This window comes from Actinoalloteichus caeruleus (genome assembly GCF_049311605.1).
Lineage (GTDB): Bacteria > Actinomycetota > Actinomycetes > Mycobacteriales > Pseudonocardiaceae > Actinoalloteichus_B > Actinoalloteichus_B caeruleus.
Map to the genome: position 1 here is coordinate 4,954,807 of NZ_CP186005.1, position 20,884 is coordinate 4,975,690.

Here is a 20,884-nt window from a genome sequence, read left to right on the forward strand (position 1 = left end):
TGTCCTCCACTCGTCACTGGACCTTCACCGGGAACGGGCGCTCCCGGGCGAGCGCCTCCCTCCGGGCAGACGGGTCCCCGCAGTCGCGGTCAACCGGTTCGTCTCCGCCGCCGGATCGAATGAGCGCTCTCGTGCTGGATGACCGCGACTGGGGGTTGGGGTCCGGTGCGGAACGCGTGGGCGCGCAGCACGTTCCGCACCGGAGTCAGGAGGGCGGCCGACCGGCCACCGGTGTCCTCAGCCCGTGCCGCCACCGGAGGGCGGGAAGTCGGGCAGCGGGTCGCCGCCGTACTCGGCGTAGAGCTTGACCAGGGCCGAAGTGAACCCGGCGTTGTAGTCCAGGGCGACCTCGTTGGAGACGTAGTCGGTGCGGTCGTCCACGTACTGGTCGTCTGGCAGGGCCGGGCCGCCGACCAGCGCCCCGTACAACACGTGGGTGTTGGTCGCGGGGACGTCGATGTCGTCGGTGGTGGACCCGTGGGCGGAGCGGTGGTGGGGGTTGACCGGCGGGTTCTCACCGAAACCGACCACGTAGCTGGACTGGCGGGGGTTGTCGCCGAGGGCGTAGTCGACCTGGCGGACACCGAAGTCGTGGTACCGCTGGCGCAGCGCCGGGTCGCTCACCGTCTCGCTGTGCACCAGCGCGGCGAAGGCCGTCGTGGTCGCGTATCGGAGCGAGCCCCAGGTGTCGAGCACCGCCTGCCCGCCCGGGGAGTAGTCGACCCGGTCACCGTTGACCCCGACCGTCCAGAAGTCCAGCCACCGGTTGGCGTCCTCCACGTACCGCTGCTCGCCGGTGAGCTGGGCCATCAGCACGTAGCTGCCGTAGGCCTTGTCCGACCAGGACTGCGTCCAGCCGTAGGATTTCCAGCCGTTCGGGTCCGGCAACAGCTCGTACTCCTGACGAGCCTTGTCCAGGTAGGACCGCTCGCCGGTGGCGCGGTGGAGCCAGATGGCGCCCCAGACCAGCTCGTCCTGGTAGCCGCCCCAGGAGTTGTAGAAGTCCTGCGCGTTGGTGATGCAGTCGGAGTAGACACCACGGTGGGTGTCGGCGAAGTCGTACAGCTGCCGCGCGTGCTCGACGAGGGTCTCCGCGTAGGCCGGGTCGGAGTCGGCGAACACGAGCGAGGACGCGGCGAGGGCCGCCGCCGTCTCCCCGGCGAGGTCGGAGCCGGGGCAGCTGGGGTCGATCCGGAAGGCGGGCCGTTCCATCGTCATCGCCTCGGCCGGCCCCCAGAAGGAGTGGTCGAGATGGCCGTCGCCGACCTGTCCGTACAGCACGTCGGGTTCCGGGTGCGCCCGCAGGATGTAGTCGGTCCCCCAGCGCAGGTTGTCCCTGAGGTGTTCCAGCTGGCCCGACTCGGCGTACGCGTCGGGCTCCTCGACGGCTCCCCAGGCGAGCATCGTCATGGTGTAGGCGAACGGGAAGCCGAACTTCACGTGGTCCCCGGCGTCGTAGAACCCGCCGCTGAGGTCGAGGCCCACGTCGGAGCCGTCGTCCACGGCCGAGTCGCCGCGCCAGCTGACCCTGTTGTCGGCGGGCAGCACCCCGGAGCGCTGCGCGTCGTAGAACCAGATCGACTTCTGGAGTGCCTCACCGTAGTTGAACTGGCCGGTCCTCGGTTCCGCTCCGCCGGTGTCGGCCAGCGCGGGCGGGGTGGCTCCGAGCGCGGTCACCGTCAACAGCGAGATCGCTGCGGTCAGGCACGTACGTCTGCGTAACGGGCCGTTCGTCACGGCTACTCCTCACGTGAAACCTCGTCGGACGCGGGGCGTCGAGTCGATGAGACGTGTCGTGATGGGAGCGCTCCCAGGCCCTGATCGTAATTCTTGCGCAACACGGTGTAAACCCCGAATGTCGCGCAAAGTGATATTTCGCTTACCGCCCGCGACAGACGGGTGAGAGGGCTCCGCTGTCCGGCCGAGCACGAGCCTTTCCCTGCTCCGTTCGGTCGCGCACCCCGGCGCGCGGGGCGGCACCCGCTCGGCCGACGGCTCCCTACACCGGCCTACCCGGCGCGACCGACACCTGGGAGCGCTCCCAACTTTCGTCCCGTCGGTGGATCGGGAAGTGAGCCGAAGGCATGCCCCGGCCGTGGCGGTCGGCGCACGCCCGGACGAGGACGAAGCCCACCCGCCGCGCCGCGCCCCACGGCGCGCGGTGTTCGACTGACGTCGACGCCGCCCACTCGCACCGTTCGACACGGCGGCCACCGACCACGCGGGGTCCACCACCGGAAGCCGCGGGACCGGGCCGGGTGGCCCAGGGCGCGGGGAGGTAGCCGAGCCGGCGAACGGACCGACGCGGAACGGCGACATCGGGGACCCGCCCCGAGGTCAGTCGACCCCGGGACGAGGGGCTTGGCCGCCCCGCCCCTGGATTCGAGCCCCGGCCACCCCGGTGCGGGGCGGCACCGACGCCTCCCGTCGGTCCGCGCCCGAGGCCAGGCGACATCGACCGGACGAGGGACGAACGGGCGGGGAACCCGGGACGCCCGCGAGCAGGACGACCATCGCGCCGCCCCCCCGGCGAACACCACACAGCCCGCCCGGGAGTACCCGGACGGGCTGTGTGCGGCACGTCGTCGCTCAGGCTGGACCGAACGACAGGTCAGTCGGCGACGGAGACGCCCATCGACCGCGCGGAACCGGTGACGACCTTGATGGCGGCCTCGATGCTGGTCGCGTTCAGGTCGGGCATCTTGCGCTCGGCGATCTGCCGAACCTGCTCCTGGGTCAGGGAGCCACCGGAGCCGTGGCCCGGCTTGGCGTGGCCCGTGGTGACCCCCAGGGCCTTGCGGATCAGGAAGCTCGTCGGCGGGGTCTTGTACCGCAGGGAGTAGCTGCGGTCCTCGTACACCGTGATGACCACGGGAGCGATCTCGCCACGCTGGGCCGAGGTGGCCTCGTCGTACTCGAGCTTGATCTGGCGGGTGTTCGCGCCGGTCGGGCCGAGCATCTTACCGAGGTCGACCATGGCAGCGTTGCCAGCTTCGAGCTCCAACGTCGCTTCGAACGTCTTACGCTGCTTGGGAGGCATAATCGAAAACCTTACCTTGTCAGAAATCCTGGCCTGTCGGCGTTCGGCACCGCAGGGCATCCTACGCCAGCGCTCATGGCGCACTCGGCGCGGGGCCGCACCATGCTGTCCAGGCAGTCGACATCGGGTCCGCGCCGTTCGCGGGTGGACAACGTCCCACGGGTCCCGGCGCGTGATCAGCCTGCCTCAGCCGAGGCGGTTCGCCGCGTTCCCGGTCAGCCTACCGCACGGGCCGGGCCCCTGGTGCGGGCGTCGAACGCGCACCCCCACGAGCCGCCCACCGCGCGGCCCGCGCGTTGGCCCCGGGTCCTCCCCCCGGGAGCCCTCGACCGCGATGCCGCGCGGCCCCGCCACCCGGTCGTGCGAGGTGCGCCGCGCACCGCGACTGACAGCGAGCGAACACCCCAACCTGGGGGATTCGACACCCACCAGGGGGTGAACAGCGATAACGAGGGGGTCGCGATTGGCTGGCCTCCGCGTCAGGGCCTCCGGTCATGCGGTAACTTCGGCCGCCACACGGCACCACAAGATCCGCGGCTGGCGAGAACGCCACCCGGCGGCTGCTGACGTCCCTCGTGCTGCTGCTCCACCACGGCCGCCCGCCCCCAGGGCGACGGGCCGGGCGGACGCGCCACGACGGTGGCAGTTGACAACCCGTGACCACATCCTCTGGGGAGTGAGAGCATGGCCAGCGTCCCGGCCGCACCGGCCGCAGGCACCGACCGCCCCAAGCGCCGGCAGACCAGCTGGGACCTGCTCCGCGGTTTCGCCATCATCTTCGTCATCGTCCAGCACGCGACCTGGGGCGGACCGTTCCTGGTGTCCGAACTGGAGCGGCGCCCGTGGGAGTTCAGCATCCAGTCGGGCGCGGCGATCATGATGATGATCTCCGGCTACTTCGTCTGCCAGACGCTGAGTTCCAAGGGCCCGGGAACACTGCTCCGGAACCGGTTGGCCCGGATGCTCCCGGCCTTCCTGGTCGCCACCCTCCTCACCCAGATCATCACCCACCTGATCGGCCCCGAGTCGCTCCAGCGCAGCTTCACCTCGATGATCGGCACCATGCTGGTGCTCCCCCCGGGTTTCGTCGAGGGGATCGCCAGGACCGACGGCAGCTACTGGACCGTGCCGGTGCAGATCATCATGTTCTGCGTCGCGGCGCTGCTGTGGCCGCGTCGGTGGGGGCACGGGTGGCGTCTGCACCTGGTGCTGGCGGCGGCCATCACCCTGCCGGTGGTGGCCAAGCTGACGCTCACCGAGCCGGGTCTGGCCCAGGAGGTCCGTTCCCTGCTGTCCGCCGGAGGCGCCTACCGGGCGCACCTGTTCGCCGCCGGCGCCGCCCTGTGGCTCTGGGGTAACCGGCGGGGGAACTGGGCGACGCTGTTGCTGGTGCCGGCGGCGGTGTGGGCCCACGAGTTCCACCACGACGACATCGACTCGACGTTGTGGGTCGCGATCGCCACCGTGGGCATCGCGCTGGCCGCCCGGGGCAAGGACTACTACCACCCGGTGATGCGGCCCATCATCTGGCTCGCCGGGATCTCCTACTGCGTCTACCTGGTCAACCACAACATCGGCTACAGCGTCATGTACCAGCTGTCCGAGGCGGGCTGGCCGCCCATGGCCCAGTCGGGTGCCATGCTCGTGGTGGCGGTCGTCCTGGGTTGGGCGTTGACCCGCCTCGTCGAGGAACCGGCGGCGAACTGGTTGCGCTCGGGCGGCCTCTGGTCACGGCGGAAGGCGGCGCGGGCGGCGGCCGCCGGCGGGTCGGCGACCCACGACACGGTGTCCCAGGACACGGAACGGGAGTCCACGGTCACGGCGACCCCCCAGGACCGCGAGCCGGTCAGCCACCTGAGCTGGGTGGACACGGCGAGCGGCGCCGAGGTCGGCCGGGTGGAGGCACCGGCCAGGGCCGTGGACGACGCGGGGAGGGCGTCCACGGACGACCCGGCGGCGTCCTCCCGGGCCGCGGCGACCGGCCCGGTGCCGAGGGTGGACTGACCTCCACCACCGTTCGGCGTCGGCCCGGCTCGACGGGCTCCGGCCAGCTCGGCCGGAGAGGGCCGGCACGAGCTCGAGCTCAGCCGACCATCCGCAGGGCGAAGGAGCTGTGCGCGGCGGTACCGAGTGCCCGGCGGACGACCAGGTGCAGCCGCCCCATCCCCTCCAGTTCCCGAGCCCCGCGCAGGCCGCCCGCGTTCAGCGGCAGCATCCCCGCCGCCCGGACCAGGGTGAAGAGATCGACCCGGGCCTGTTCGTCGTCCGTGGCGACGAAGACGTCCACCAGGCCCGGGCCGAGGAGCGCGCCGGCGGTGACGGTGTTGAACGCCTTCACCACCACGGTGCCCGCGGGGACCAGCCGGGCCAGTTCCTCCGCCGCCGACGCCGGACCCGGCTCCGGGGACGCACCCGCCCCGGGCAGCCCCTGGTCCGGGTTGCTCACGTCCACCAGCACGCGGCCGGGGAGGTGCTCCCCGTACTGGGCGATGATGGCGGGGGCCGCCGCGAAGGGGACCGCGAGAACCAGCAGGTCGGCGGTGACGGGGTCGCCGAGGGTCGCGGGTCGCACCGCGTGGTCGTCCCGCGCCACCGCGGTCACGAGCCGCTCGGCGGCGCGGGTCGTGCGCCCGTACACCGTGACGGAGTGGGCGGCCGGGGCCAGCCGACCGGCCAGCCCACGTGCCATCTCGCCGGCCCCGATGATCGCCACGTCCATGCCGTACCTCCCGACCTCGCTCGAGCGGACCGGTGCGTACCCATCACAACGCCTCGCCGGGCGCGCCGCAGGTTTCGTGCTCCCTGTGGGTGACTGTCCGTGATCAACCCCAGCCCTAGGGGGTCAGTCGAACGCGGTTGACGAGCCGGGGCGCCCTGGGCAACCCCCGGCCTTGGCCGACCGGAGCCCGCGACGCGCCGTGCCCGTTGTCCAGCAGCGACCGGGCCCGGCCCCATCCCGTGGCACCGAACCGCCGAGCGCGCGTTACCCAGCATCCAGTCACGGGCAGTACCCAGTGAATCTCTTTCCGATGAGGGGCCGCCGAGGCGCCCTGCGGGGTCGGACGCCGCCACCCGCCGCCATCCCGGGCGCCGAACGCCCCGGCCGTCCCGCGACGGGTCGACGGGGGTGCGAGGCGCGTTCGACCGCTCCCGGCCGAGGGCCCGCGACCCGGGCCCTCGTCGCGCAGGACAGCCCGTGGCACGGCGGACCGGTGTCGGTCGTGCCGCGGCTGCCCGCCAGCGGTGTCGTCTGGTTGGCCCCCTCCGACTGATCCGCTCGGACCCTCGGGTTCCCGGCCGCGCGTCCCGCCCCCTCGGCTGGCGAGGGACGTCGATCGCGCACCGCTCGGCGGCGGTGACGCACGGTCCCGCTGGGCGGCGAAAAGCGCGAAACCGACAGTGGACGCCGACCCGGGAAAGTAGCCTGCTGGCCCGGGAGATCCGCCTGTGCCACCGAGCCGGGTCGGAACCGCCTCCCGTCGTGGCCCAACCTCTGACAGGAGCAGCGTGGCAGTGGCCAGCTCATCCAGAACGCCGTCCCCCGCCAGGATCGTGGCCGCGCTCGTCGTGGGCCTGGTGGTCCTGGTGGCCTGCGGGCACCGGGAGGTCGTCGGGACGGCGTCGGCCCTGGAGCGGATCAGCCCGGACGAGGCGGCCGGGCTGCCCATCACGAGCGGCCCCAGCGGCCCGAGGGCCTCGACTCCCCCCATCAGGGCCACCGCCCTGAACAGCGACGGGGGCCCGCTGGACCAACTGGCGCTCGCCGCGGTGACCGACCTGTACGACTACTGGGAGGTCGAGTTCCCCGCGACCTTCCCAGGGCTGACCTTCGAACCGGTGGCGACGCTGCTGTCCTACGACGCGAACGGGCAGGGCGTTCTGGTGTGCGGCATGGACACGACGGGCGTGCCCAACGCCTTCTACTGCCCGTCGGACGACTCGATCGCCTGGGACCGGGGCGTCCTGCTCCCCGAGCTCCGCAACACCTTCAGCGAGATGGCGGTGGTCACGGTCATCGCCCACGAGATGGGGCACGCGGTCCAGTACAAGGCGGGTCAGATGGGGCCGGCGATGCCCACGATCCTCGCCGAGCAGCAGGCGGACTGCTACGCGGGCGCCTACTTCCGCTACGTCGCCGACGGGGAGTCCCCGTTCTTCGAGATCTCCACCGGCGAGGGACTGAACGCCATCCTCGCGACCCTGTTCTTCATCAGGGACCAGGCGGGGACGGACTACCTCGCACCCCGGGCCCACGGCAGTGCCTTCGACCGGGTCTCGGCGTTCACCTTCGGCTTCACCGACGGGCCGTCCCGCTGCGCGGAGATGGACATCGAGGAGTTGGAGGGGCGCATCACGCAGCTGGAGTTCGCGGAGGGCGACGCCAACTCCGGTGAACTGCCGATCGTGGAGGAGAACGTCGAACACGTCGCCGGTTCCCTCCGCGAGGTGTTCGCCCGGTTCGGCGACGGGCCGGCGCTGGACTACCAGGGCGTGTCGTGCGGGAACACCGCTCCGGTGGCGTTCTGCGAGGCGGAGGACGTGATCTCCCTGGACCTGGCGGCGCTCCAGGTGATCGGGACCGCACCGAGGCGGCAGGGCGACAGCGGTATCGGCGACTTCGCCGCGTTCGCCGAGATCGCCTCCCGGTACGCGCTCTGGGTCCAGGCATGGCAGGGGCTGCCGTTGCGCGGGGACGAGGCCGGGTTGCGCACGGCCTGCCTGGTCGGCGCGTGGGCCGGCGAACTGCTGCCGGACGGCGCGCCGCGACCAGGTCGGGTCCGGATCTCCCCCGGCGACCTGGACGAGGCGATCGCCGAGCTGCTCACGGAGGGGAGCCTGATCGCCGCGGACATCGACGGCGAGAGCATTCCCGCCGGTTTCGCCCGGGTGGAGTCGTTGCGCATCGGTTTCGAGGACGGGATGGACACCTGCCTCGACGAGTTCAGCGGGTGATCAGGCTCCGGCGCCGGGGGTGACCGACGGGTCCAGCCCATGGCCACCGGCTCCCACGCCCCGCACCGGGACGTCCGCCCGGGTCCCGACTTCTTCCTCGCCGCCACCCGCGAACCGGCTTGGCGGGCCGGGGTCGGCGGCCGCGCCCGGGCGGCTTGGTCCTCGACGGGCTCGCCCGGGGAGCGGTGGCGTGGGCGTCCGGCAGGCGGCCGACCTCGTGCGGAGGGCGTCCTCGCGCACACCTGCCACGGGGGCCGCCGGGCGACGCTGCGCGCGCCGGTCGCCACCGCCACCTCCGCCGCACGGGCCGGGGTGTGGTGGTTCATCCTCCTCGGCGAACCACCACACCCTTGGCGACGACGCTCAGAACAGCGCGCTGGCGAGCGCTCGCCGCGCCGCGACGACCCGCTCGTCGGAGGCGGGGAACAGTTCGAAGAGCTCGACGAGGTGTGTCCGGACCCGGTCGCGGTCCTCGCCGCTGGTCCGCCGGACCAGTTCGATCAGCCGGTCGAACGCCGCCACCTCCTGCTGGGCGGACAGCTCGTAGTCGGCCGCCGCCAACTGGGCGTCGACATCGTCGGGCGCGGCGGCGGCACGCTCGACCGAGGACGGGTCGGCAGCCTGCGCCCTGGCGAGGAAGCGGACCTGGTTGAGCGCGTCCCTGGCCTGCTCGTTGGCGGGCTCGGTGTCCAGGATGTGCTGGTACGCCCGCTCGGCCGCGTCGAAGTCACCCCTGTCCAACGCGGCCTCGGCCTCGGTGAACCGGGGGTCCTCCGGAACCTCCGGCTCGGTCGGCTCCTCCGCCGGGGTGGCACCCTGTTCGGCGGCGCTGATGCCCGGCAGCTTGTCGCGCAGCGCGTCGAGCAGCGAGCCGATCCACTCGCGGATCTGGGGCTCGGGCTGGGCGCCGGCGAAGGCGTCGACAGGCTGTCCCCCGGCGATGGCGACCACGGTCGGCACCGACTGGACCCCGAACACCTGGGCGATGCGCGGGTTGGCGTCAACGTCGACCTTCGCGAGCACCCAGGCGCCGTTCGCGGCAGCCGCCAGCTTCTCGAGCACCGGCGACAGCTGTTTGCACGGCCCGCACCAGGTGGCCCAGAGGTCGACGACCACCGGGACCTGGAGGGAGCGTTCCAGCACCGCCGTCTGGAAGTCGGCCTCCGTGACGTCGATGACGTGGGGGGAGGAGGTGCCGGGGGTCCCGTTCCCGGCACCGGGGCCCCCTGCCGGGGACGCCGGGGTCTGGGTCTGCTGCCTGGCCGCGTCGGCTCTGGCCTTCACTGCGGAAAGATCGACCGCACCGGACAGCGCGGCGGACAGAGCTGCGGTCTGGCGTGGATCTGGCCTCGTCACGTCCCCCATCCTGGCACGGAGCGCGGATCCCCCGCCGCGAGGTCAGCGATCCGGTTCCCGGAGGCGGCCGGGTCAGAACCGGGCCGGTTCGGTGTAGTCGCCCCACTCGGCGCGGAGGGCACCGCAGATCTCCCCCAGGGTCGCTTCCGCCCGCACCGCCGCCAACATGGGCTCGATCAGGTTGTCCTCGCCGCGCGCCGCCCTGACGAGCTCGGCGAGCGCCTCCGCCACCACGCGCTGCCGCCGGGCCGTCTTCCTCGCGGCCAGGACCCGCTGCTGCTCGCGTTCGACCTCGTCGCTGACCCGGAGGATCTCCAGATCCCCCTCGGTGGGTTCGACGTGGCGGTTCACCCCGACCAGCCGCCGGTCACCCCGTTCCAGTGCCCGCTGGTGCGCGAAGGCGGCGTCGGCGATCTCCCCGGCGAACCAGCCGTCCTCGATGCCGCGCAGGATCCCCGAGGTCATCTCGCCGATCGGGTGCTCGCCCGACGGGACGGCGCTGGCCGCCATGTCCCGGATCCGGCCGAAGATCCGTTCCGCCTCCTCCTCCAACCTGTCGGTGAGGGTCTCCACGTACCAGGAGCCGCCGAGGGGGTCGGCGACGTTGGTGATCCCGGTCTCCTCGGCGATGACCTGCTGGGTGCGGAGGGCGATCCGCGCGGCGCGCTCACCGGGGAGGGCCAGCACCTCGTCGAGGGCGTTGGTGTGCAGGGAGTTGGTGCCGCCCAGCACGGCGGCCATCGCCTCGACCGCCGTCCGGACGATGTTGTTGTCCGGCTGCTGGGCGGTGAGCGACACGCCGGCGGTCTGGGTGTGGAACCGCATCCGCTGCGCCTTCTCGGTGGTGGCACCGTAGACGTCGCGCAGCCAGCGGGCCCAGGTGCGCCGCGCGGCGCGGAACTTCGCGATCTCCTCGAAGAAGTCGATGTGGGCGTCGAAGAAGAAGCTGAGGCCGGGGGCGAACCGGTCGACGTCCAGTCCGCGCGCGAGACCGAGTTCCACGTACCCGAACCCGTCGGCGAGGGTGAAGGCGAGTTCCTGCGCGGCGGTCGCCCCCGCCTCCCTGATGTGGTAGCCGGAGATCGAGAGGGGCTTGTAGTCGGGGGTGTTCCGCACGCAGTACTCCAGGAGGTCACCGATCAGCCGGAGGTGTGGTTCCGGCCCGAAGAGCCACTCCTTCTGCGCGATGTACTCCTTGAAGATGTCGGTCTGGAGGGTGCCGTTGAGCGCCCCGACGTCCACGCCCTGTCGCTCGGCCGACACCAGGTACATGCAGAAGACGGGCACCGCCGGCCCGGAGATGGTCATCGAGGTGGTGACCTGGTCGAGGGGGATGCCCTCGAACAGCAGATCGGTGTCGGCGGCGGAGTCGACGGCCACCCCGCAGTGCCCGACCTCGCCCCGCGCGCGCTCGTCGTCGGAGTCTCGGCCCATGAGGGTCGGCATGTCGAACGCGACGGAGAGACCGCCGCCCCCCTGGGCCAGGATCGTCCGATACCGCTCGTTGGTCTGGCGCGCGGTGCCGAAACCCGCGAACTGGCGGATCGTCCAGGGCTTCTCCCGGTACCCCGTCGTGTGAGGCCCCCGGGTGAACGGGAACTCCCCGGGCCAACCGATGCGGTCGAAACCGGGGACGACGCCCCCTTCCGGGGGGCCGTAGACGGGGTGCACCGGAACTCCGGACAGGGTGGTGACGTCGACGTCCGGGACCCGGCCCGAGGCGGCGGCGGCCTCGTAGCGCTCCCGCCAGCGCCGGCGGCCGGGTTCGGGGTCGTCTGGTCGGGGGTCCCGCCCCGTTCCGCGTTCCGACATCCTGACCTCCGCTCGTGCCCGCGTCGATCGACGGACCCCGGTGCGCCGTCATCAGTGTGCCGACGACCGGCGGTGATCACAGCCCGAGCGGCGGGGGCGGCCGTCCCGGGTCAGCCCTCCCCGGCCAACCGGCGCTCCACCCGCTCGACCTTGGCCCGCAGTTGCCCGGTGAAACCGGGGCGGATGTCGGCCTTGATGACCAGGGACGCGCGGGGCGCCCGCGCGAGCACGGCGTCGGTGGCGCGTCGGACCACGTCCATGACCTCGTCCCACTCCCCCTCAACGGTGGTGTACATCGAGGACAGCTCGTACGGGAGTCCGGAGTCCCGCACGATCCGCACCGCCTCGCTCACCGCGCCGCTGACGCTCTCCGGGCTCTCCTCCCCCCTGGCACCACCCGTGGGGCTGACGCTGAAGGCGACCAACATGAGCACGCACCTCCTGTTCGGGCGCCGGCGGTTCCGGCGCCTCCGTTCCCGGGCTACCCGGTGGGTCCGGGACCCGCCAAGCGGTCGGGCCCACCTCCGACGCTGCTAGCGTCAGTTGTCATGACCGCCCAGCAACCACTTCCGTTCGATCCGATCGCGCGCGCCGCCGAACTGTGGGCCTCGCGCATCGGGCCCTCGAGCACGATGGCCGCGGTCACCAGCGTGATGCGGGTGCAGCAGCTCCTCCAGTCGGCGGTCGACGGTGCGCTGCGTCCCCTGAGCCTCACCTTCGCCCGGTACGAGGCACTGGTGCTGTTGACCTTCTCCCGGCGGGGGGCCCTCCCGATGAGGGTGATGGGCGAGCGGCTCCAGTTGCACCCCACCAGCGTCACCAACATCGTCGACCGGCTCGAACGGGACAAGCTGGTGCGCAGGACACCGCACCCCACCGACCGGCGGACCACGCTGGTGGAGATCACCGACGCGGGGCGGGGACGGATGGAGGCGGCCACCACCGCCGTGACCTCGGTGAACTTCGGGATGCGGGGCCTGAACGAGCAGGAGATGACCCAGTTGACCCAGCTGCTCACCGGCGTCCGGCTGGCGCACGGGGACTTCAGCCGCGAGCCGGCCGAGGGGTGAGTCGCCTCACGCGGCGGCACGCTCGTCGAGGGGCGCCCTGACCGCGCCGGGGTCGGCCAGCTTCCCCTTCCTGGTGGCCCAGCGCTCGAACAGCACGGTTCCCAGCGGGGGCACGCTCGCCACCAGCGCCCAGAAGAGGGTCACCAGGTTCCACCTCAACGCGCGGGCGGTGACCAGGGCCACGACGACGTAGAGGATGAAGAGCACCGCGTGGACCCGGCCGAAGATCGCCACCCCCACGTCGTTGTGCACCACGACGTACTTGAAGAACATGCCGACGAGCAGCCCGACCCAGGAGGCGGCCTCCGCCAGGGCTGCGAGGCGGAAGCGACCGACCGGCGTGGTGAACACTGCACTCCTCCTGGGGCTCGGTGGCGCCGGGCGACGACCCCGGCGGTCCCCAGTGTGCTCAGTGCCCCACGTCACCGGGCGACCGGGTCGCCGTCGGCCCACCCCGGCCGGCGACATTGCTCCCGCTATCGAGGACAGCGTCGGACGAATTCGGCTGACCGCCCTACTTTCTCCGACCCGCTGGCGTGACGACTTGACGCAATGCGAGGTTTCCCTTCAGGCCCCACTCAGCCATAACCCGGCAGCTACTTAATCGATAAAGCTGTGCTATTGGCGTAAACGGTCGCCGGGAATGGGCCCAGCCGGCCGGTGATCCGTCGAACTGTTGACAGCGAAGCGTCTACCGGGTGAGATGAGCTAGCTGTGACGACCTTGCCCGAGGGATTACGACGCCACCGACGTGCGACCATGAACGACGTGGCACGACTGGCCGACGTGAGCATCAAAACCGTTTCCCGGGTGGTGAACAACGAGCCCGGAGTACATCCGTCCACTGCGGAAATCGTCCTGTCGGCAATCGATCAACTCGGATTCCGCCGTAATCTCGGTGCCCGGAATCTGCGTCGCGGCTCGGCGACGGGAACGCTCGGCCTGTTGCTGGAGGACGTGGCCAACCCCTTCTATTCCCAGGTGACGAGAGCGGTCGAGGAGGTGGCGAGGAAACACGACCACCAGGTCCTCGCCGGTTCCTCCGACGAGAGCCACGTCCGGGAGCGCGAACTGGCGTTGGAGTTCTGCTCCCGCCGGGTCGACGGGATGTTGCTGGTCCCCTCCGGGGTCCAGCACGGCTACCTCGTACCGGAGATGCGGGCGGGCACCCCCATCGTGTTCCTGGACCGGCCGCCGGGGGACATCGCCGCCGACACCGTGTTGGTGGACAACCAGGGCGGTGTCGCCGAGGCGGTGGCCCACCTGGTGCGGCACGGCCACCGGCGGATCGCGTTCTTCGGGGACTCGCCCCACATCTACACGGCGGGCGAACGGGTGCGCGGCTACCGGGAGGGGCACGCCTCAGCCGGCCTCCCCTTCGACGAACGGCTCGTCTTCATGGGGCCGCACGACGAGACCACGCTGACCTGCGGCCTCTCCCGCATCAGCGGCGGCGCGGCCAGGGCGACAGCGGTCATCGCCGGCAACAACCGGATCACCGTCGGTCTGCTGCGCGCCCTCCGAGGCCGTTCCCACCGCCCCGCCCTGGTCGGCTTCGACGACTTCGAGCTGGCCGACCTGATGGCTCCGCCGATCACGGTCATCAGCCAGGACGTGCCAGAGTTGGGACGAACGGGCGCGGAGCTGCTGTTCTCCCGGATGGCGGGGGACGGTTCACCGCCGCAACGGGTCGTCCTGCCGGTGCGGCTGATCCCCAGAGGCTCAGGGGAGACGCCACCTCCCCCCGAGGACTGAGACCGGGCGCGGCCGACACCCCCGGACAGGGAACGCGCCCGCCCCTTCCAACGGTGCGGCGCGACGCGACCGGCACCGGCCGGCGCGCACCTCGGAGCACCGCCGAAACCGACCCGCCCGGCCCGTCCCCGGATCGATCCGCCCGGCCCGTTCGAGGGGCACCGTCGGGGTCAGGGGGTGTAATGGACCGGTGGTGACGGCGAGCGGGAGCGGGCGGTGGGTGGCGCACCTCGACATGGACGCGTTCTTCTCCTCCGTCGAGCAGCTGACCCGCCCCACCCTCCGGGAGTCGCCCGTGCTGGTCGGCGGTGCGGGGCCTCGGGGCACCGTGGCGGGAGCGAGTTACGAGGCCCGGGCCTACGGCGCGCGGTCGGCGATGTCGATGGCCCACGCCAGGCGGCTCTGCCCGGTGGCGACCGTCATCCCGCCTCGCTTCACCGTCTACCAGGCCGTCAGCGCCCGGGTCTTCGACCTGGTGCGCCGGTTCAGCCCGGTGGCGGAGCAGGTCTCGCTGGACGAGGCGTTCATCGAACCCGGCTCGCTGGCCGGGGCCCAGGCCGACGAGGTGCGCCGCGTCCTGGCCGAGCTGCGTGCCCGCATCCACTCCGAGGTGGGCATGGTGGCCTCGATCGGGGCCGGCTCGGGCAAGTCGGTGGCCAAGATCGCCTCGGATCTGGCCAAACCCGACGGTCTGCTCGTGGTAACTCCGGAGGAGCAACGCGCGGTACTGCGTGATCTTCCGGTCCGGGCGCTGTGGGGGATCGGCCCGGTCTCCGAGGGCAAGTTGCGGCGGATCGGGGTGCAGACGCTCGGTGAGTTCGCCGACCTCGATCCCGCCACCGTCACCGCGCTGCTCGGGACGGCCGTCGGCCGGGAGCTGCACGACCTCGCCCACGGCAGGGATCCCAGGCCGGTGGCGGAACGCGCCGAGGTGAAGCAGGTCAGCGCCGAGACGACCTTCGACACGGACCTGGTGGACGGCGGCGCGCTGGAGAGCGCGGCCGTCTCGATGACGAGCGCCGCGCACCAGAGGCTGGTGCGCTCGCACCGCGCCGCCAGGACGGTGACGGTGAAGGTCCGCAGCGCGGACTTCGCCACCGTCAGCCGTTCGGAGACCGTCCGCGCCGCCACCTCGGACCTGTCGTCGCTCTCCGCGATGGCCCGACGACTGGTGAGCTCCGCCGTTCCTCCCGGCACACCTGTCCGGCTGGTGGGGGTGTCCCTGGCTGGGCTGACGACGGCGGAGCAGGAGTCCCTGTTCCCCGCGCCGCCAACCGCCGTCCCTGAGCCGCACCCGGACGAGGAGACCGGACCGGACGAGGCGACCGACGCCGGACCCACCCCTCGACCGGACACGGCCCCGCTCCCGGGCGGTCGTGACCGTGGCGGCCGTGGTTGGGCGGCGGGTGACGACGTCCGCCACCCCGAGCACGGGCACGGGTGGGTGCAGGGAGCGGGGGTCGGCAGGGTGACGGTGCGGTTCGAGACCAGGACGACCGGGCCCGGACCGGCCAGGACCTTCGCGATGGACGACCCCGCGCTGCGCGTCGCGGACCCGCTCGCGAGCCTGGACTGGTTACCCGTCGTGGGCAGGAGGAACGACCTGGCACGGGCCCGGACGGTCGAGGACGGGAGGACGCCGCACCCGGGTCCGGCCGCCGGTTCCACGACGGTCATGGAGTGGGTGGCACCCGTCGGCCAGGAGCACGACGCCGTGAGCTCGTGAACGAGCACCGGGAACAGGGGGCGACGTGGACGATGGTGGAGGAGCAGCCGACTGGCCGCGCCGGCGGCGATCCGTTCTGGGCGGCGTGCCACCACGCGACGGGACTGAGCGGGAGTAGGCTGATCATCGAGACCGCAAGGTCAAGAAATGATAACGGCGCTCCATTCGCGCTGGTCGCGAAGGGTAAGCCCCGCGCAAGCGGGGGTGAGCCGCGTGGGCGGCGGCCGAACGGGCCACCGTAGAAGTAAGCCCCGCGCAAGCGGGGGTGAGCCGCCGGCGTCGCTCCCCGAGGGCCTGCCCGAGTTGTAAGCCCCGCGCAAGCGGGGGTGAGCCGGTGACACCCATGTGGCCGATCAGCGCGGCAGCGTAAGCCCCGCGCAAGCGGGGGTGAGCCGGCCGTGGGTGCGATGGACATCCGACGGTACACGTAAGCCCCGCGCAAGCGGGGGTGAGCCAGTTCGGGGTCGGTGTCCCGGCAGGCGGCGCCGTAAGCCCCGCGCAAGCGGGGGTGAGCCGGCGTTCGGTCCGGTGCGGTTCGCCGGGTGGGCGTAAGCCCCGCGCAAGCGGGGGTGAGCCGTTCCTCGAGGCGCATCAGCGGTGGTGGTAGTTGTAAGCCCCGCGCAAGCGGGGGTGAGCCGGGGCACCACGGTCAGCCGGTGGTCAGGCAGCGGTAAGCCCCGCGCAAGCGGGGGTGAGCCGAGCGGCCTGATGCGCGTGCTGGCCGACCACGTGTAAGCCCCGCGCAAGCGGGGGTGAGCCGGCCTTCCATTCGGATGTCCGCCATCCGCTGGGGTAAGCCCCGCGCAAGCGGGGGTGAGCCGCCGGCGGCCGACCGGGACGAGGAGCCGGCGGGGTAAGCCCCGCGCAAGCGGGGGTGAGCCGCATCCGCACGCTCCCCGACCTGCTCCGGGTCGGTAAGCCCCGCGCAAGCGGGGGTGAGCCGGACCGCGTCATCCGCGCGGCGAGGGCCGCAGGGTAAGCCCCGCGCAAGCGGGGGTGAGCCGACGACCCTCGCCGCAGGAGTGGCTGGCGCCCTGTAAGCCCCGCGCAAGCGAGGGAGAGCGGGTGCTCGACCGCGGATCTGAGCAGGGCGGCTACCGCCGCCACCCGCCGGCGAGCACCGCCCGGCCGGCCCGTTCGCGTCTTCGGTCCGGCCGGAACCGGGATGTCACACGTCCGGAACGCGCGGGCGGCTCATCGCCGTGGCCGCAGGCCCGCGACCAGCTCGTCCGCCGCCGTGTAGGGGTCGGTCCGCCCGGCCAGCACCCGGTCGGCGAGGTCGACCAGCGCGGAGCCGCCCCGCACATCCCCCAGCCGGCCCCGCAACTCCTCGACCGCGATCGCCTCGACCTCACTGGCGGCTCGCCGCCGCCGCCGGGCACTGAGCTCTCCGTGTTCCCGCATCCAGTCGTGGTGTTCGTCGACAGCCGCGACGAGCTCGGTCATCCCCTCCGCCCGGGATGCGACGGTCCGCACGATCGGCGGACGCCAACTCGGCCCCTCCTTCTCCCGGCGGCCCAGGGAGATCATGTGCTTGAGCTCGCGGACGGTCTGGTCGGTGCCCTCACGGTCGGCCTTGTTGACCACGAACACGTCCGCGACCTCGAGGATGCCCGCCTTCGCCGCCTGGATGCCGTCGCCCATGCCGGGAGCCAGCAGGACCAGGGTGGTGTCCGCCAGGGAGATGACGTCGACCTCCGACTGCCCGACGCCCACCGTCTCGACGAGGATGACGTCGAAGCCGGCGGCGTCGAGGACGCGCAGCGCCTGCGGCGTGGCCCAGGCGAGCCCGCCGAGGTGACCTCGCGTCGCCATCGAGCGGATGAACACCCCCGGGTCCAGCGCGTGGTCCTGCATGCGGACCCGGTCACCCAGGAGCGCACCACCGGAGAAGGGGGAGGAGGGGTCGACAGCCAAGACCCCCACCGTCCTCCCCTGGGCTCGTAGGGCCGTGACCAGCGCCGAGGTGGACGTGGACTTCCCCACTCCCGGTGGACCGGTCAGCCCGATCACTCGGGCGTGTCCCGTGTGGGGCGTGAGCTCGGCCGCCACGTCCCGCAGCCGAGGGCTGGCGTCCTCCACCAGGGAGATGAGCCGACCCAGTGCCCTCGGCTGTCCCGCGCGCGCCCGCTGGACCAGGTCGTCCACCTCGGCGTGGCTCATCGCTCGGCCCGGTCCGCCTCCGGGACGCGCAGCAGCAACGCGTCCCCCTGCCCGCCCCCGCCGCAGAGACCGGCGGCGCCGAGGCCGCCACCGCGCCGCCGGAGTTCGAGCGCCAGGTGGAGGACCAGTCGGGCACCGGACATCCCGATCGGGTGGCCGAGGGCGATGGCACCCCCGTTGACGTTGACCCGGTCCAGGTCCACGCCGAGCTCCCTCGCCGATACCAGGCCCACCGCCGCGAACGCCTCGTTGATCTCGACGAGGTCGAGATCGGCCGGGGTGACACCGGCTCGCCGGCAGGCGGCCGCGATCGCCCGGGAAGGCTGTTCGTGGAGGCTGGCGTCCGGGCCGGCGACCACCCCGTGCGGGCCGATCTCGGCGATCCACTCCAGGCCGAGCTCCTCCGCCCTGGCCCGGCTCATGACCACCACGGCCGCCGCCCCGTCGGAGATCTGGGAGGCGGAGCCCGCCGTGATGGTCCCGTCGGTGGCGAAGGCCGGCCGCAGCGCCGCGAGGCCCTCGGCGGTGGTGTCCGGGCGGATGCCCTCGTCACGATCGACGACCACGCCCGGTGCGCCCCGACGTCCCGGGAGCTCGACGGGGACGATCTCCTCGGCGAGGACCCCGGCGGCGGTGGCGGCGGCGGCGCGCTGGTGCGAGGCCGCCGCGAAGGCGTCCTGCTCGGCGCGGGCCAGGCCGTACCGGGAGTTGTACCGCTCGGTCGACTCCCCCATCGCCACCTGGTCGAAGGCGCAGAAGAGGCCGTCGTGGGCCATGTGGTCGCGGAGCACGGCGTCCCCGTACTTCGTCCCGGTCCGGGAGTTCGGCAGGAGGTGGGGTGCCTGGGACATCGACTCCTGCCCGCCGGCCACCACCACGTCGAACTCACCGGCTCGGATGAGTTGGTCGGCCAGGGCGATGGCGTCGAGCCCCGAGAGGCAGACCTTGTTGATGGTCAGGGCGGGCACGTCCATCGGGATGCCCGCGGCGACCGCCGCCTGCCGGGCGGGGATCTGCCCGGCTCCCGCGGTGAGCACCTGTCCCATGATCACGTACTGGACCTGGTCGGGGGTCACTCCCGACCGGTCCAACGCGGCCCTGATGGCGACGCCGCCCAGCTGGGCGGCGGACTGATCCTTGAGCGAACCCAGCAGCCGCCCGATCGGGGTGCGGGCTCCGGCGACGATGACGGAACCGGTCACGGATGTTCTCCCTCGTTCCTCCGCCTACGACTGATCCGGACCCTACCGGCCCCGCCAGGACCGACGAGGGGTGACGGCGACCACACACGTCGTCACGGGAGGCGGTGGGCGCACCGGGTGGGGCCGGCCCCGTTGGTGCGCGCCTCGGGGGAGGGGTGGCCGGAAGCCGGGGAACGGCAGCGGCGGACGGGCTCGTGGCCACGGCGAGGGGCGGCCGGCCCGAGGGGACGGCCCCGCCTCAGCCCAGTTCGGCCAGCTTGTTCCAGGCGGGGGCCAGCGGCCCCCCGTGGGAGGCGCGCAGGGCGCAGAGCGCGGCGAACCTCGGGGTCTGCGAGCGGGCCGCGTTCACCAGCAGCGCCGCCTCCGGCAGGCCGTGCACCAAGGCGCCGACCGCCGCCCAGCCGGCCAGCAGGGCGTCGCCGGGCAACCGGGCCGAGGCGTCGACGAGGCGGCGCGCCATGTCGATGTCCTCGTGCAGCACGGACGAGCCGCTGGCGATCAGGTCGTGGGCGTGGTGGACGTCCAGGAGGCGGCCGAGTTCGCGCAGCGGGTCGCGGTGGTCGTCGACCCTGAGGTCCAGCGGCAGCGGTTCGGTCCCCCCGGCGGCGCGGACGACGAGCGCCACGGACTGCTGCCCCCGGGCGTCGCCCCCGGCCTGCTGCCCGGCGCGGAGCGAGGCGACGAGTCGGCGGTGCAGCGGACCGGTGGTGGTGTGGAAGGTCTCGCGGGCCGCCTCCCACACCTCCGTGGAGGTCAGCAGGTTGCCCTGGACGGCGACCTCGGGCAGCGCGACGCCTCCGGCGGCACCGGGGCAGGCGTCGCCGGTCCAACTGGTGCTCTCCGACGGGGTGACGACACCGCACTGCATCTCCGCGCTGAGCCCAGCCGCGCGCACCGCCTCTTCCGGCTCGTTCCCCTCGCGGAGCCGGTCGAGGACGGCGTGGAGCTGGTCGGCGCCCGCGGCGCCCTGCACGACCACCGCCGCCAGCCCTGGTTCGACGGCGAGCGCCCTCGCGCCGATGGCGAGGACACCGCTGGCGACGGCGGCGCCCAGTTCACCGGTCACCGGGTCCCTGGCGACGATCGAGAAGGTCACACTGGCACCGTAATCGAGATCCGCGCCACATACCCTCCTGGAATGCCGGAGGAACTCAGCCAGTTCGTCACCGCCATCGACCACGTCGGTGTCGCCGTCGCCGACCTCGAGGAGGCCATCGCCTTCTACCGCGACACCTTTGGTCTCAGGGTCGTGCACATCGAGTCGAACGAGGAACAGGGCACCAGGGAGGCGATGCTCAGGGCGGCGGGGGACGCGGGGGACGGCGCGGCGCTCCAACTGCTGGCCCCGCTCAGCGCGGACTCGCCGATCGCGTCCTTCCTCGACCGGCGGGGCCCGGGCCTGCAACAACTGGCCTACCGGGTGTGGGACATCGACGCGATCAGCACGGCGCTGCGCCACAAGGGCGTCCGCCTCCTCTACGAGGAGGCCAGGCGGGGCACCGGGGGTTCGCGCATCAACTTCGTTCACCCGAAGGCGGCCGGGGGTGTCCTGATCGAACTCGTCGAACCTCCCAAGTCCGCGCTCCCGTGACCGGGGAGGGCGCGGCGGCACCGGCCCGGGGCCCCTCCCCGTCCGACCACCGGGGAAGGGCCGTCACCCGTACGGCGGGCCGGTCGGTGCGAGCCCCGTCGGCGATCCGGTCCGGAAATCACCCAGCAGGAGGAAACCGGACCGGCGGGACCGGCCCGTGACCGGGGTGACCGGCGGTGGAACCGCACCTCCCACTGGCCGCCGCTCACCCCAGGG

Annotated in this window: 16 protein-coding genes and 1 CRISPR repeat array; of the genes, 6 read left to right on the forward strand and 10 right to left on the reverse strand. The window is 72.6% G+C overall.

Features of this window, described 5'->3' with window-relative positions:
• Nucleotides 1-237: 237 nt before the first annotated feature.
• Nucleotides 238-1,737 carry a glycoside hydrolase family 9 protein gene (locus ACOJVX_RS20120; protein ID WP_026418585.1) on the reverse strand — a complete coding sequence of 500 codons (1,500 nt, stop codon included), beginning with the start codon at nucleotides 1,735-1,737 and terminating at the stop codon, nucleotides 238-240.
• An 874-nt stretch (nucleotides 1,738-2,611) separates the two neighbouring features.
• Nucleotides 2,612-3,040, reverse strand: a complete 429-nt coding sequence (locus ACOJVX_RS20125) for a 50S ribosomal protein L11 (RefSeq protein WP_026418586.1) — start codon at nucleotides 3,038-3,040, stop codon at nucleotides 2,612-2,614.
• Nucleotides 3,041-3,724: 684 nt separating this feature from the next.
• Here ACOJVX_RS20125 and ACOJVX_RS20130 point away from each other — a divergent pair.
• Nucleotides 3,725-5,044, forward strand: coding sequence for an acyltransferase family protein (locus ACOJVX_RS20130; protein ID WP_026418587.1), 1,320 nt, complete (start codon nucleotides 3,725-3,727; stop codon nucleotides 5,042-5,044).
• A 79-nt stretch (nucleotides 5,045-5,123) separates the two neighbouring features.
• Here ACOJVX_RS20130 and ACOJVX_RS20135 read toward each other — a convergent pair whose 3' ends face one another.
• Nucleotides 5,124-5,759 carry an NADPH-dependent F420 reductase gene (locus ACOJVX_RS20135; protein ID WP_026418588.1) on the reverse strand — a complete coding sequence of 212 codons (636 nt, stop codon included), beginning with the start codon at nucleotides 5,757-5,759 and terminating at the stop codon, nucleotides 5,124-5,126.
• 794 nt (nucleotides 5,760-6,553) lie between these two features.
• On the opposite strand from ACOJVX_RS20135, the gene ACOJVX_RS20140 reads away from it, so the two are divergent.
• A complete protein-coding gene (locus ACOJVX_RS20140) occupies nucleotides 6,554-7,993 on the forward strand; it encodes a neutral zinc metallopeptidase (RefSeq protein ID WP_422647013.1) in 1,440 nt (479 codons plus the stop codon).
• Nucleotides 7,994-8,356: 363 nt separating this feature from the next.
• On the opposite strand, the gene ACOJVX_RS20145 is transcribed toward ACOJVX_RS20140, so the two are convergent.
• The 3 genes from ACOJVX_RS20145 to ACOJVX_RS20155 all read right to left on the reverse strand — a co-directional run bounded on the left by ACOJVX_RS20145 (nucleotide 8,357) and on the right by ACOJVX_RS20155 (nucleotide 11,589).
• Nucleotides 8,357-9,358, reverse strand: a complete 1,002-nt coding sequence (locus ACOJVX_RS20145) for a tetratricopeptide repeat protein (protein WP_211237508.1) — start codon at nucleotides 9,356-9,358, stop codon at nucleotides 8,357-8,359.
• A 63-nt stretch (nucleotides 9,359-9,421) separates the two neighbouring features.
• Nucleotides 9,422-11,161 (reverse strand): acyl-CoA mutase large subunit family protein, encoded by a 1,740-nt coding sequence (locus tag ACOJVX_RS20150; RefSeq protein WP_418152839.1) that lies wholly within the window; start codon nucleotides 11,159-11,161, stop codon nucleotides 9,422-9,424.
• A 110-nt stretch (nucleotides 11,162-11,271) separates the two neighbouring features.
• Nucleotides 11,272-11,589: a thiamine-binding protein gene (locus tag ACOJVX_RS20155; RefSeq protein ID WP_026418592.1), complete on the reverse strand. Its 318-nt coding sequence runs from the start codon at nucleotides 11,587-11,589 to the stop codon at nucleotides 11,272-11,274.
• A gap of 120 nt (nucleotides 11,590-11,709) precedes the next feature.
• On the opposite strand from ACOJVX_RS20155, the gene ACOJVX_RS20160 reads away from it, so the two are divergent.
• Entirely contained in the window at nucleotides 11,710-12,231 is a 522-nt protein-coding gene (locus ACOJVX_RS20160; RefSeq protein ID WP_026418593.1) for a MarR family winged helix-turn-helix transcriptional regulator, read from the forward strand.
• Nucleotides 12,232-12,237: 6 nt separating this feature from the next.
• Here the strand turns inward: ACOJVX_RS20160 and ACOJVX_RS20165 are convergent, their stop codons facing one another.
• Nucleotides 12,238-12,582 carry a DUF3817 domain-containing protein gene (locus tag ACOJVX_RS20165; protein ID WP_026418594.1) on the reverse strand — a complete coding sequence of 115 codons (345 nt, stop codon included), beginning with the start codon at nucleotides 12,580-12,582 and terminating at the stop codon, nucleotides 12,238-12,240.
• A 408-nt stretch (nucleotides 12,583-12,990) separates the two neighbouring features.
• On the opposite strand from ACOJVX_RS20165, the gene ACOJVX_RS20170 reads away from it, so the two are divergent.
• Nucleotides 12,991-13,986, forward strand: a complete 996-nt coding sequence (locus ACOJVX_RS20170) for a LacI family DNA-binding transcriptional regulator (RefSeq protein ID WP_026418595.1) — start codon at nucleotides 12,991-12,993, stop codon at nucleotides 13,984-13,986.
• A 190-nt stretch (nucleotides 13,987-14,176) separates the two neighbouring features.
• Nucleotides 14,177-15,712: a DNA polymerase IV gene (locus tag ACOJVX_RS20175; protein ID WP_418152844.1), complete on the forward strand. Its 1,536-nt coding sequence runs from the start codon at nucleotides 14,177-14,179 to the stop codon at nucleotides 15,710-15,712.
• 183 nt (nucleotides 15,713-15,895) lie between these two features.
• A CRISPR array of direct repeats spans nucleotides 15,896-16,777; the repeat unit is 29 nt; unit sequence GTAAGCCCCGCGCAAGCGGGGGTGAGCCG.
• Between the two features lie 129 nt (nucleotides 16,778-16,906).
• On the opposite strand, the gene meaB is transcribed toward ACOJVX_RS20175, so the two are convergent.
• The 3 genes from meaB to ACOJVX_RS20190 form a co-directional block, all read right to left on the reverse strand.
• Nucleotides 16,907-17,875, reverse strand: coding sequence for a methylmalonyl Co-A mutase-associated GTPase MeaB (meaB, locus tag ACOJVX_RS20180; protein WP_030105486.1), 969 nt, complete (start codon nucleotides 17,873-17,875; stop codon nucleotides 16,907-16,909).
• A complete protein-coding gene (locus tag ACOJVX_RS20185; protein ID WP_026418597.1) occupies nucleotides 17,872-19,077 on the reverse strand; it encodes an acetyl-CoA C-acetyltransferase in 1,206 nt (401 codons plus the stop codon). The genes meaB and ACOJVX_RS20185 overlap by 4 nt, the downstream gene beginning before the upstream one ends.
• 238 nt (nucleotides 19,078-19,315) lie before the next feature.
• A complete protein-coding gene (locus tag ACOJVX_RS20190; protein WP_051712938.1) occupies nucleotides 19,316-20,173 on the reverse strand; it encodes a DUF1028 domain-containing protein in 858 nt (285 codons plus the stop codon).
• A 42-nt stretch (nucleotides 20,174-20,215) separates the two neighbouring features.
• On the opposite strand from ACOJVX_RS20190, the gene mce reads away from it, so the two are divergent.
• Entirely contained in the window at nucleotides 20,216-20,668 is a 453-nt protein-coding gene (mce, locus tag ACOJVX_RS20195; RefSeq protein ID WP_026418598.1) for a methylmalonyl-CoA epimerase, read from the forward strand.
• The last annotated feature ends 216 nt before the right edge of the window (nucleotides 20,669-20,884 follow it).

What these genes read in the sequence shown, in the direction of transcription:
- ACOJVX_RS20150 (WP_418152839.1), bottom strand. Translation starts at nt 11,161, where the DNA reads ATGTCGGAACGCGGAACGGGGCGGGACCCCCGACCAGACGACCCCGAA.
- mce (WP_026418598.1), top strand. Translation starts at nt 20,216, where the DNA reads ATGCCGGAGGAACTCAGCCAGTTCGTCACCGCCATCGACCACGTCGGT.
- ACOJVX_RS20160 (WP_026418593.1), top strand. Translation starts at nt 11,710, where the DNA reads ATGACCGCCCAGCAACCACTTCCGTTCGATCCGATCGCGCGCGCCGCC.
- meaB (WP_030105486.1), bottom strand. Translation starts at nt 17,875, where the DNA reads ATGAGCCACGCCGAGGTGGACGACCTGGTCCAGCGGGCGCGCGCGGGA.
- ACOJVX_RS20130 (WP_026418587.1), top strand. Translation starts at nt 3,725, where the DNA reads ATGGCCAGCGTCCCGGCCGCACCGGCCGCAGGCACCGACCGCCCCAAG.
- ACOJVX_RS20145 (WP_211237508.1), bottom strand. Translation starts at nt 9,358, where the DNA reads ATGGGGGACGTGACGAGGCCAGATCCACGCCAGACCGCAGCTCTGTCC.
- ACOJVX_RS20170 (WP_026418595.1), top strand. Translation starts at nt 12,991, where the DNA reads ATGAACGACGTGGCACGACTGGCCGACGTGAGCATCAAAACCGTTTCC.
- ACOJVX_RS20125 (WP_026418586.1), bottom strand. Translation starts at nt 3,040, where the DNA reads ATGCCTCCCAAGCAGCGTAAGACGTTCGAAGCGACGTTGGAGCTCGAA.
- ACOJVX_RS20135 (WP_026418588.1), bottom strand. Translation starts at nt 5,759, where the DNA reads ATGGACGTGGCGATCATCGGGGCCGGCGAGATGGCACGTGGGCTGGCC.
- ACOJVX_RS20155 (WP_026418592.1), bottom strand. Translation starts at nt 11,589, where the DNA reads ATGTTGGTCGCCTTCAGCGTCAGCCCCACGGGTGGTGCCAGGGGGGAG.